6 protein-coding genes and 2 tRNA genes are annotated in these 6,932 nt (G+C 66.7%); 2 read left to right on the top strand and 6 right to left on the bottom strand.

Annotated elements, in window-relative coordinates:
* Window positions 1-83 precede the first annotated feature (83 nt).
* From ACT6Y9_RS07385 to ACT6Y9_RS07365, 5 genes are all read right to left on the bottom strand, one after another.
* Window positions 84-1,223: a BMP family ABC transporter substrate-binding protein gene (locus ACT6Y9_RS07385; protein ID WP_443744055.1), complete on the bottom strand. Its 1,140-nt coding sequence runs from the start codon at window positions 1,221-1,223 to the stop codon at window positions 84-86.
* Window positions 1,224-1,373: 150 nt separating this feature from the next.
* Complete coding sequence (locus tag ACT6Y9_RS07380) at window positions 1,374-2,522, bottom strand: BMP family ABC transporter substrate-binding protein (protein ID WP_443744054.1); 1,149 nt, start codon at window positions 2,520-2,522, stop codon at window positions 1,374-1,376.
* 114 nt (window positions 2,523-2,636) lie between these two features.
* The gene (locus ACT6Y9_RS07375; RefSeq protein WP_295479926.1) at window positions 2,637-3,557 is read right to left on the bottom strand and encodes an ABC transporter permease; all 921 of its coding nucleotides are present in this window, start codon (window positions 3,555-3,557) and stop codon (window positions 2,637-2,639) included.
* A 1-nt stretch (window position 3,558) separates the two neighbouring features.
* Entirely contained in the window at window positions 3,559-4,653 is a 1,095-nt protein-coding gene (locus tag ACT6Y9_RS07370; RefSeq protein WP_295479924.1) for an ABC transporter permease, read from the bottom strand.
* A gap of 1 nt (window position 4,654) precedes the next feature.
* Window positions 4,655-6,178, bottom strand: a complete 1,524-nt coding sequence (locus ACT6Y9_RS07365) for an ABC transporter ATP-binding protein (RefSeq protein ID WP_443744053.1) — start codon at window positions 6,176-6,178, stop codon at window positions 4,655-4,657.
* Between the two features lie 297 nt (window positions 6,179-6,475).
* Here ACT6Y9_RS07365 and ACT6Y9_RS07360 point away from each other — a divergent pair.
* Both ACT6Y9_RS07360 and ACT6Y9_RS07355 read left to right on the top strand, forming a co-directional pair.
* Window positions 6,476-6,552 (top strand) — tRNA-Arg (locus ACT6Y9_RS07360).
* A gap of 37 nt (window positions 6,553-6,589) precedes the next feature.
* A tRNA-Ser gene (locus ACT6Y9_RS07355) sits at window positions 6,590-6,683 on the top strand.
* Between the two features lie 75 nt (window positions 6,684-6,758).
* Here the strand turns inward: ACT6Y9_RS07355 and ACT6Y9_RS07350 are convergent.
* Window positions 6,759-6,926, bottom strand: coding sequence for a hypothetical protein (locus tag ACT6Y9_RS07350; protein WP_443744052.1), 168 nt, complete (start codon window positions 6,924-6,926; stop codon window positions 6,759-6,761).
* Window positions 6,927-6,932: the final 6 nt, after the last annotated feature.

The raw sequence follows: 6,932 nt of genomic DNA, 5'->3' as shown, positions 1-6,932 counted from the left end.
GGGGAGATCTTCCGGACGCCTTGAGTTCCTGAGTCCCTGCGCCGCACTTTTGGGTTTGGTCAACCCGCGGGTGCGGCGGAGCCTTACTTCGAGGTCGGGACCTTGCCGACCACGCCGTCGACGAGCCAGCCCATGTTGAGGAGCTCTTCGTCGGTGGCCTGCTTGCCTTCGGCAACGACCACCTTCCCTTCGTTGTCCTTGATCGGGCCGGTGAAGGGCGCGAAGGTGCGCTTCGCCATGCCGTCGTAGGCGGTCTTGATTCTCTCAACCACGCTCTGCGGCGTCGAGGGCGCGATGTCGACGAGGTTCGTCATGTGCTCGGGGATGCCGCCCCAGACGTTGTCGGGCTTCCAGGTGCCGTCCATCACGGCCTTGATGCGGCCGGAGTAGTACTCCTGCCAGGACTGCACGACGCCCGCGAGAAGCATCGTCGGGGCGATCTTCTTCATCGCGGTGTTGTAGGAGATCACGGGCACCTTCAGGTCCTCGCAGGCCGCGGCGACCGCGGGCGAGTCGGTGTGGTGCGTGAGCACGTCGGCCTTCTGGCCCACGAGGGTCTTCGTGGCGTCGGCCTCCTTGCCCGGGTCGTACCAGGACGAGGTCCAGACGACGCGCACCTCGACGTCGGGGTTGACGCTCTTGGCGCCCAACGTGTACGCGTTGATGCCCTGGAGCACTTCGGGGATCGGCACGGCGGCGACGTAGCCGAGGACGTTCGTCTTCGTCGTGGCGCCCGCGAGCATGCCGGCGAGGTAGCGGCTCTCATAGAAGCGCGCGGTGTAGACGCCCACGTTCGGGGCCGTCTTGTAGCCCGTGGCGTGCTCGAACTTGACGTCCGGGAACTCCTTGGCAACTTTGAGGATGGAGTTCATGTAGCCGAAGGAGGTGGCGAAGATCAGCTTGTTGCCCTGCTGCGCGAGGTCGCGCAGCACGCGCTCGGAGTCCGCGCCCGCAGGGATGTTTTCAACGGTCGTGACCTTGATCTTGTCGCCGAACTCCTTCTCGAGGGCGATGCGGGCGAGGTCGTGCTGACGCGACCAACCCTCCTCGCTCGCGGGCGAGACGTAGACGAAGGCGATCTTGAGGGGGCCGGCGGCGGCCTCGACCTTCGCCGGGGCGGCGGCGTCGGCCTGCTTCGGGGCCTCGGTCTTGTCGCCGCAGGCCGAGAGGGCAAGCGTCACGGCGCCCGCAAGGGCGAGCTTGAAGACAACGCGCTTCTGCATGGTGGTTTTCTCCGAAAGAGAGGAATTGTCGAAGGGAATGGAAGAATCGGTTCGGCGTTCCGCGCCGGTGGGCCCGAAGGCCGCACCCCTCGCGGCCGCTCACGCGAATGCGGGGTCCCCTCATTGAGGACCCCGCCCGGAATCAATGGGTCAGCTGCCGCTCGGGAGCTTGCCCGCGACGCCCTTGACGAGGTAGCCCATCGTGAGGAGGTCGGAGTCCGAAGCGGTCTTGCCCGCCGGGATCACCTCCTTGCCGTCCTGGTCGACGACGGGGCCCGTGAAGGGATGGAATTCACGCTTGGCCATGCGCTCGTAGGTCGCGTCGATGTCCTTCACGACCGCTTCGGGCGTGCCCTTGGCGATGTCGACCAAGGCCACCATGTGCTCGGGCGCGCCGCCCCAGACCGACTGCGGCTTCCAGGTGCCGTCCATCACGGCCTGGATGCGGCCGGCGTAGAAGTCGTCCCAGATGTGGATGACGCCGCCCAAGAGCATCGTCGGCGCGGCGCGCTTCATCGAAGTGTTGTAGCTGATCACCGGAACCTTCGCCTCTTCGCAGGCCGCGGCCACCGCGGACGAATTGGTGTGGTGCGTGATCACGTCGGCCTTCTGGCCGATCAGGGACTTCGTGGCGTCGGATTCCTTGCCCGGGTCGTACCAGGCCGAGGTCCAGACGACGCGCACCTCGACGTTGGGGTTCACGCTCTGCGCGCCGAGGGTGTAGGCGTTGATGCCCTGGAGCACCTCGGGAATCGGCAGCGCCGCGACGTAGCCCAGGATGTTCGTCTTCGTCGTGGCGCCGGCGAGCTTGCCCGCGAGGTAGCGCGCCTCATAAAAGCGCGCGGAGTAGTTGGCGACGTTCGGGGCCGTCTTGTAGCCCGTCGCGTGCTCGAACTTCACCTCGGGGAATTCCTTCGCGACCTTGAGGACGGAGTTCATGTAGCCGAAGGAGGTGGCGAAGATCAACTTGTTGCCCTGCTGCGCGAGGTCGCGCAGCACGCGCTCGGCGTCGGCGTTCTCGGGGATGTTCTCGACGGTGGTCACCTTGATCTTGTCGCCGAACTTCGCCTCGACGGCGCGGCGGGCGATGTCGTGCTGCGTGCTCCAGCCCTCTTCATTGGCCGGGCTCACGTACATGAAGGCGACCTTCATCGGGCCCTCGGCCTGGGCGGCGGGAGCCGGCGCGGCGGCGGGCTTGGCGGCGGCGGGAGCCTTGGGCTCCTCCTTCTGGCCGCAGGCCGTGAGCGCCGCAAGGGCGGCGCCCGCAAAGACGAGCTTGAAGGCAAGGCGCTTTTGCATTCTTTGAACTCCTGAAAATGAAAATGAAAGAGAAAAACCGAAGACGAAGGCCTGCGTCGCACCCCGCCGGGGCTCCCGAGGGAATCCTTCGGAGAACCCCGGGCGCGGCGTCCGTCAGCCGCGCGGCGCGAAGGGCTTGCCGAGCGAAGCGGGCACGTTGAGGCGGATCCAGGCGGGATTGCGCGAGATGAGCACGAGCACCAGGATCGTCGCGAGGTACGGCGTCATCGCCATGAACTGAGGCGAAATGGAGATGCCCATGCCCTGGAAGGCGAACTGCAGCATCGTCACGCCGCCGAAGAGGTAGGCGCCCACGACGACGCGCAGCGGCCGCCACGTGGCAAAGGTGACGAGCGCGAGCGCGATCCAGCCGCGGCCCGCGGTCATGCCCTCCACCCAGAGGGGCGTGTAGACGAGCGAGAGGTAGCTCCCGGCGACGCCCGCACAGAGGGCGCCGAAGAGGACGGCCATCAGGCGGATCTTGAGGACGGGGAACCCGAGCGCGAAGGCCGAGCCCGGAGCCTCGCCCACGGCGCGCAGAATCAGGCCCGCGCGCGTGCGGAAGAGGAACCACCAGACGAGGCCGATGAGGATGAGGGCCCCGTAGACGAAGACGTGCTGCGAGAAGAACGCTTCGCCGATGAAGGGGATGTCCTCCAGGCCCGGAATGCCGGTCGACGCGCGGTCCGCCAGCGCCTGGCCCTGCAGGGGCTTGCCGATGAAGGCGGAGAGGCCCGTGCCGAAGAGCGAGAGCGCGAGGCCCGCGGCGTACTGGTTGGCGTGAAGCCCGAGCGTGAAGAAGGCGAAGAGGAGCCCGAGGAGGAGCCCCACCCCCGCGCCCGCGAGGAAGCCGAGCGTGAAGCTCCCCGTGGTGAGCGTGGTCGAGAAGCCCACCACGGCGCCCATCAGCATGATGCCTTCGATGCCGAGGTTGAGGACGCCCGACTTCTCATGAATCACGATGCCCGCGGCCGCGATGAGGAGCGGCGTGCCGGCGTTGAGGGTCGAGGAAATGATCGAGGCGGCGAGTGACATGTCAGGCGCCCTCCGTCGTGCGGTGCGGCGAGAGGCCTCGCCACGAGAGCTTGTAGAAGATCAGCGTGTCGCAGGCGAGGATGAAGAAGAGAAGAAGACCCTGGTAGACCCCGGTGATGGAGCTCGGCAGACCGAGGCGGCTCTGCGCGAGCTCGCCGCCGAGATAGAAGAGCGCCATCACGAAGGCCGCGGGAATGCAGCCGAGGGGCGAGAGGCGGCCGACGAAGGCGACGATGATCGCCGCGAAGCCGTACCCCGGGGAGATGGTCGGGGTGAGCTGCCCCAGGGGGCCCGAGGCCTCAATGCCGCCCGCGAGGCCCGAGAGCGCGCCGCAGATGAGGAGCGACGCCCAGATGAGCTTTCCCGGATGGTAGCCCGCATAGCGCGCCGCGAAGGGCGCCATGCCGGAGACCTTGAACTGGAACCCCAGGGCCATGCGGTCCATCAGGAGCCAGATGCCCAGGGACGCGAGGAGCGCCACGAGGGCGCCGAGGTGCAGGCGCGTGCCTTCGAGAACCGGGAGCATCGCGCCCGACTCGAAGAGCTCCGTCTGCGGGAAGCCGTACCCCTGCGGATCGCGCATCGGGCCCTGCACGCACCAGGCGAGCAGGAACTGCGCGACGTAGACGAGCATGAGCGACACGAGGATTTCGTTCGCGTGGAACTTGTGGCGCAGCAGCGCGGTGAAGCCGCCCCAGACGGCGCCGCCCGCGGCGGAGGCGAGCATCACGACGGCGACGTACCACTTGCCGAACGAGGGATCGCACGCGAGCGCGGCGATGCCGCCCGTGATGGCGCCGGCGATCAGCTGGCCTTCAGCGCCGATGTTCCAGACGTTCGCCTTGAAGCAGACGACGAGGCCGACGGCGCAGAGAAGGAGCGGCGTCATCTTCACGCCCACCTCCGTCCAGCCGCGCAGGCTGTCCAGAGGCGCGATGAAGAAGACCCCGAGCGCGCGCACCGGATCCTGACCGAGCGCGGCGAAGAGGCAGAAGCCCGTGAAGACGGTGAGCACCAGGGCGAGAAGGGGAGAGAGCCAGGCGAGCGCGCGGGCGGGTTCGCTGCGCGGCGTCAGGGCGACGGGGAACTGAATCATTTCAGTCGGCCTCCGCGGAGTGCTTTCGGGCGAAAGGAGAATTGGGCCAGAGACCGGCCATCCAGCGGCCGACCTCTTCAATCGTGAGGGTCCTCTTGGGCACCGCGGGCGAGAGCGCGCCGCGGTACATGACGGCGATGCGGTCGGAGACCTCGAAGAGCTCGTCGATCTCCTCGCTCACGACGATGATCGCCGCGCCGTCGTCGCGAAGACGGATGAGGCTGTTGCGGATCACCGCCGCCGCGCCCACGTCCACGCCCCAGGTGGGCTGGTGCACGAGGAGCACGCGCGGACGATTGAGGATCTCGCGGCCCATGATGAACTTCTGCAGGTTTCCGCCCGAGAGGCTCCCCGCGGCCTTTTCGGCGTTCGGGGTCTTCACGTGGAAGCGTTCGATCACGAGGTTGGCGAACTCCTTGGCGCGCTCGCGCAGGATGAAGCCCGAGCGCACGAGCACGTCGCCCGTGAGGATGGTGTTCGCGGTGAGCGAGAGCTCAGGGACCGCGGCGTGGCCGAGGCGCTGCTCGGGGACGTACCTGAGGCCCGAGAGCCGGCGCGCGTGCGTGTCGAGTCCGCCCACGGGCTTGCCGAAGAGGCGGACGGAGTCCGAGGGCGTCGCGCATTCGCCCGACGCCGCCGCCATGAAGCGCGCCTGGCCGTTGCCGGAGATGCCGGCGATGCCGACGATCTCGCCCGCGCGGACCGAGAGCGTGACGTCCTCGATGCCGCAGACGCGGGTCGTGCCCGGAATGGTCACGTGCTTCATCTCGAAGACCACTTCGCCCGCCTCGCCCGAGGCTTCGCGCACCGTCGGAGGATCGTCGCCGATCATCATGCGCGCGAGCTCCTCCTCGGTCTCCGCCTTCGGATCTACGCTCGCGACGACGCGGCCGGAGCGCAGCACCACACAGCGGTTGGCGAGCTCGCGGATTTCGTCGAGCTTGTGGGAGATGAAGAGGATCGAGACGCCTTCCGCGGAGAGCTGATGGAGGGTCTTGAAGAGCGTGCGGACCGCCTGGGGCGTGAGCACCGAGGTCGGCTCGTCGAGAATGAGGAGCTTCGGGTGCGTCATCAGGGCGCGCAGAATCTCCACGCGCTGGCGCTCGCCCATCGAGAGCTCCATCACGATCGACGAGGGGTCGATCGGCAGGCCGTACTTCTCGCCGAGCGCCTTGATCTGCTCGGAGATCTGCGCGGGCGTGAGGCTCCCCGAGAGGCCGAGGGCGACGTTTTCCGCCACCGTGAGCGTGTCGAAGAGCGCGAAGTGCTGGTGCACCATCGCAATGCCGAGCTCGCGGGCTTCGGCCGGACTTGATACCTCAAGGGGCTTGCCGTCGAAGGAGATCTCGCCTTCATCCGGGCGTGCCGCGCCGTAGATGATCTTCATCAGCGTGGATTTGCCCGCGCCGTTCTCACCGAGGATGGCGAGCACTTCGCCAGGGGCGATGTCGAGCGTCACGCCGTCGTTGGCGACGATGCCCGGATAGCGCTTCGTGATCCCGCGAAGACTAAGTCGTGGTGTCATGCCGAAAGTTGCCCGGCGCTTCAAGGGGCCGAGGTAGTTGGGGTTGAACCTGGTCGGGGAGAAACGGCGGAAAGGCGCGCCGGAAGGAGTCCCGCACGCACAAAGCCGTTTTCCTGTGAAGCTATTCATTGTAACTGTTCATTACCCCGTCTGCGGGTCCTTTCGCGCGCAGCGCCGCCTCCGGAAGCCCTTTCAGCACCTCTCTGCGGAAGTCTTCGACGAATACCGCAAACGCGGTATTCTTCACGCGAACCCTTGCACACTTTGCGTGAAGCGTGCAGAATTCATTTTCTCAGTGCGCCAGTAGCTCAGTTGGATAGAGTATCTGGCTACGAACCAGAGGGTCGTGGGTTCGAATCCTGCCTGGCGCACCACCTAATTTATGCCTTGCCGCATCCGGAACAATGGTGCGGAGAAGTGGCAGAGAGGTCGAATGCACACCCCTGCTAAGGGTGCAGGTCCAAAATATCGGGCCTCGAGGGTTCGAATCCCTCCTTCTCCGCCATTGTGCCTCTGCGGTCGGGTTTGAAAGCTCCACAGCTTCGTCGAAGCGTGGGGCTTTTTTGTTGTCTGCGCAACCTCAGCACACAACGCGAGGGCCGCCGACGATGCGGCGGTCGATCTTCGACTTCAGGCCCGTGAGGATCGTGGGGTCGTCGACGGCCCAGAGCGCGGCGTAGAAGGTCGCCCTGAGCACCGGCTTGACGCACTCCCCGCCCTGAAGGACGGGGATTCTCCACTTGACCAACGCTCA

It is taken from the genome of Sutterella sp., assembly GCF_052272535.1.
Classification (GTDB): Bacteria; Pseudomonadota; Gammaproteobacteria; order Burkholderiales; family Burkholderiaceae_F; genus Sutterella.
Note: the sequence above shows the minus strand (reverse complement) of the source record. Positions and strands in the feature narration are given on the sequence as shown.